Origin of the sequence: Pseudomonas agronomica (assembly GCF_025917275.1) — a bacterium.
Taxonomy (GTDB): Bacteria; Pseudomonadota; Gammaproteobacteria; order Pseudomonadales; family Pseudomonadaceae; genus Aquipseudomonas; species Aquipseudomonas agronomica.
Genome location: NZ_JAOSHO010000460.1, coordinates 1 through 3,943 on the forward strand (window position 1 = coordinate 1; position 3,943 = coordinate 3,943).

Genomic DNA, 3,943 nt, shown 5'->3' on the forward strand with positions numbered 1-3,943 from the left:
AGCGCACGCCGGTGAGGTCCACCAGGGCGCCAAACATGATTGGCAGCACGAAGCCACCCAGGCCGCCGGCCAGGCCGACGATGCCGGACACCGCGCCCATGTTCTGCGGGTAGTCATTGGCGATGTACTTGAAGACCGAGGCCTTGCCGAACGCGAAGGCGATGCCCATCACGAACAGCAGCACGGTGAAGAGCGTGGCGTTGAGGCCAATGTGGAAATCGACGATGCCGTTGACGGTCTGCACTTGCAGTTGGGTTTGCGGATAGGACAGCAGGAACAGGCAGATCCAGCTCACCCACAGCACCCACCAGGTCACGCTCTGGGCGCCCCAACGGTCGGACATCCAGCCGCCGACGGCCCGCAGCACGCCGCCCGGCAGGGAGAAACACGCTGCCAGCAGCGCCGCGCTTTGCAGGCTGAAACCGTATTCCTGCACGTAATACTTGGTCATCCACAACGCCAGGGCCACGTAACCACCGAAGACGATCGAGTAGTACTGGCAGTAGCGCCACACCGCAGGATCTTTCAGCGACTTGAGTTGCTCACGCAGCGTGGCGCCGCCGGCACTGCGGTGTTCTTTTTTCTCGGCAGTGAGAAACCAGAACAGCAGTGCCGTGATGAACAGGATTGCGCTGAACACCTTCGGCACCAGGTGCCATGTGCCCACCGCGATCAAGGCCGGCGCGAGGAATTTGGTCACAGCGGCACCGGCGTTACCCGCGCCAAACACGCCCATGGCAAAGCCCTGGTTGTGCTTGTCGAACCACTTGGCGACGTAGGCAATGCCCACCGAAAACGAGCCGCCGGCCAGGCCGACGAACAGGCCCAGCACCAGGAACTGCCAGTAAGCCGTGGCCAGGGTGATCAGGTAGAGCGGCAACACGCAGGACAGCATCAACAGGAAAAACACGATGCGTCCGCCGAAGCGGTCGGTGAGCAGGCCCAGGGGCAAGCGCACCAGCGAACCGGTGAGCACCGGCGTGGCGGCCAGCAGGCCGAATTGGGTTTCGTTGAGGGCCAGGAGTTCCTTGATCGGAACGCCGAGCACGGCAAACATCATCCAGACCATGAAGCACACGGTGAAGGCCAGGGTACTCATCCCTAGTACCAGCCCTTGTTGCACTTGCGCTCGCATCACGCTGCACCCCAGTCAATTCGTTGAGCGCAGACTAGTGATGCCTACCCCGCTAAAACTTGACCTGGGTCAACGAGCGCCAAGGGGGCATTGGCCTATGCTTGGCCCGTCTACCTCCAAGGAGGTAGACCCTGATATCGATAGAACCCTTTGTTTATCAATGTCTTGAGCAAGTCGGCCAAGGCTTTTATGGAAACGGAACGGCCGACAACTCTTTAGAGGTAGTGCGCCCAGGATCGGCTGCAACACCCCACGACCCAGGGCGCGCTTGATGCTCGGTCTACCGATTTTCTCCAAGGGCCAGCGCTCATGATGCGTTGGCTGCGCAGCTCCCTGCCCGCTCGCGCCGGGCTGGCGGTGATCCTCATCGCCATTCTCGCCCTGGCCAGTTCCTTGAGCGCCGGACTGATCGCCTGGTTCAGCCAGGGCGACGCGGCGGCCATCAACACCGCCGGTTCCGTGCGCATGGAGACCTACCACCTGAGCTGGAAACTCGCGGCCGGCGACGCCAACGATATTCCTGCGGTCGTCGACAGCCTGCAGCAACGCCTCGACAGCCCGGCCCTGCGCGCGGTGCTTGAAGACGGGCCGGAAACTTCCCTGCACAAAAGCTATCGCGACCTCATGCAGCGCTGGAACCAGACCTTGCGCCCCGCCATCGAGCGCGGCGACTCGGCGTTTTTCCAAGCCAGCGCCCGTTCCTTCGTCGAGCAGTTGGACCAGTTCGTCACCCTGCTGCAACGCCAGAGCGAACACAAACAGGGCTGGCAGCAGGCGATCCAGGGCATCGCGTTGTTCAGCACCATGATCATCCTGCTGGTCGGCCTGTATGAATTGCAGTACGGCGTGGTCATGCCGCTGCAAGAACTGGTGGACGCCACCCAGCGTTTTCGCCGTGGCGAATTCCAGGTGCGGGTCAATCACCAGTCCGAGGATGAGCTGGGCCAGTTGGCGACCAGTTTCAACACCATGGCCGAGACCATCGAGGAGTCCCACCGCACCCTCGAAGCCCAGGTGCAGCAAAAGACCCTGAACCTGCAGCAGGCCAACGCCGCCCTTGAATTGCTCTACCAGAGCAGCCGCAGCCTGGCGACACGCCAGGCCAATGCCGAAGGCCTGGATGAGTTGATCCGGCGCTTCCAACAGCGCCTGCCCGGCCTGCGCCTGACGCTGTGCCTGCAAGGACAGCTACAAGCACCGGCCCGGCACCTGCTGGCCCTGCATGGTGCCGCCAGCCGCCAAGTCTGCGCCACCAGCGATTGCGCCAGTTGCCACAAACACAACGCCGCGCGCCCGCAGGCTTTCAGCATCAGCAACCAGGGCACCGAGCTGGGTGAACTCAAGGCGCATTTCATCGACGGCCATGCCGCGCAGCCCTGGGAAATCGCGCTGATCCAGGCCTTGGCCAACCTGATCGGCACAACGTTGTCCCTCAAGCGCCAGCGCGAACAGGACCATCGCCTGCTGCTGCTCGACGAGCGCACCATCATTGCTCGGGAGCTGCACGACTCCCTGGCCCAGGCCCTGTCGTACATGAAACTGCAAGTCAGCCGCATGCAGACGTTGATGCGTCGCGGCGAACCGGTGCAGACCCTGGAAAACGTCACCGGCGAACTGCGTGAGGGCCTCAACAACGCGTATCGCCAACTGCGCGAATTGCTCACCACCTTCCGTTTGCAGATCCGCGACGATGGACTGGTGCAGGAACTCAAGGACACTGCCGAGGAGTTCTCCAACCGCGGCGATTTCCACGTGCACCTGTTCATTGACACCCTGGCCTTCGAGCTGTCGGCCAGCGAGCAGATCCACATCCTGCAGATCACCCGCGAAGCCCTGTCCAACTGCCTGCGTCATGCCCATGCAGAGAACGCCTGGCTCGAACTGCGCCAGGAAGGCGAGACCGTGCGCCTGTCCATCGAAGACGATGGCCGGGGCTTCAGCGGCGAAGTGGACCAGCGCGAACACCACGGTCTGAACATCATGAACGAACGCGCACGCAGCCTGCGCGGCCAACTGGACATACTCTCTCGAACGCCCCAGGGCACCTGTCTCCAGGTGCGCTTCCAACCGGAATTCCTGGGCCATCACTCCGAAGGCATCGCAACATGAACGCCCCTTTGCGTCACACCCTGCTATTGGTCGACGACCATCCGATGATGCGTCGCGGGATCCGCCAGATGCTCGAACTCGAAGACGATCTGCACATCGTCGGCGAAGCCAGTCATGGTGAAGAAGCCCTGGCGCTGATCGAGCCGCTCAAGCCCGACCTGGTGCTGCTGGACAACAACATGCCGCAAATGAACGGCATCGAGACCCTGCGCCGCCTGCGGGCGATGGACTACACCGGCAAGGTCCTGCTGTTCACCGTGTCCGACGCCGAGGACGACATCCGCGACGCCCTGCGCCTGGATGCCAACGGCTATTTGCTCAAGGACATGGAACCCGAACTGTTGATCCAGTACATCCGCGACGCCCTCAACGGCGCGCTGGTGATCAGCCCTGGCCTGACCCGCGTCATGGCCCAGGCCCTGCGCTCGCCACCGCGCCAGGCCGACGTGGAACTGACCGAACGCGAGCGCCAGGTACTGAGGACCATCGCGGGTGGCTACAGCAACAAAGTCATCGGCCACAAGCTGGGCATTACCGAAGGCACGGTGAAGGTGCACGTGAAGAACCTGCTGCACAAGCTCGGCTTGCGCTCGCGGGTCGAAGCCGCGGTCTGGGCGATGGAGCATTTGCGCGGGGCGGGCTGAACCCTCTGGAGCCCATTGAATTAACACACAACCCGTGGCGAGGGAGCTTGCTCCC

At 62.7% G+C, this 3,943-nt stretch carries 3 protein-coding genes; 2 read left to right on the top strand and 1 reads right to left on the bottom strand.

All coding sequences use genetic code 11. The features are described 5' to 3' along the window. Positions 1-1,135 (bottom strand): MFS transporter (locus OC610_RS22670; protein ID WP_264430943.1); only part of this gene is annotated, 1,135 nt, incomplete at its 3' end. A gap of 309 nt (positions 1,136-1,444) precedes the next feature. On the opposite strand from OC610_RS22670, the gene OC610_RS22675 reads away from it, so the two are divergent. Both OC610_RS22675 and narL read left to right on the top strand, forming a co-directional pair. Next, positions 1,445-3,244 carry a HAMP domain-containing protein gene (locus OC610_RS22675; protein WP_264430945.1) on the top strand — a complete coding sequence of 600 codons (1,800 nt, stop codon included), beginning with the start codon at positions 1,445-1,447 and terminating at the stop codon, positions 3,242-3,244. Continuing rightward, positions 3,241-3,888, top strand: a complete 648-nt coding sequence (gene narL / locus OC610_RS22680; RefSeq protein WP_217859429.1) for a two-component system response regulator NarL — start codon at positions 3,241-3,243, stop codon at positions 3,886-3,888. The genes OC610_RS22675 and narL overlap by 4 nt, the downstream gene beginning before the upstream one ends. Positions 3,889-3,943 lie beyond the last annotated feature (55 nt).

What these genes read in the sequence shown, in the direction of transcription:
- narL (WP_217859429.1), top strand. Translation starts at nt 3,241, where the DNA reads ATGAACGCCCCTTTGCGTCACACCCTGCTATTGGTCGACGACCATCCG.
- OC610_RS22675 (WP_264430945.1), top strand. Translation starts at nt 1,445, where the DNA reads ATGATGCGTTGGCTGCGCAGCTCCCTGCCCGCTCGCGCCGGGCTGGCG.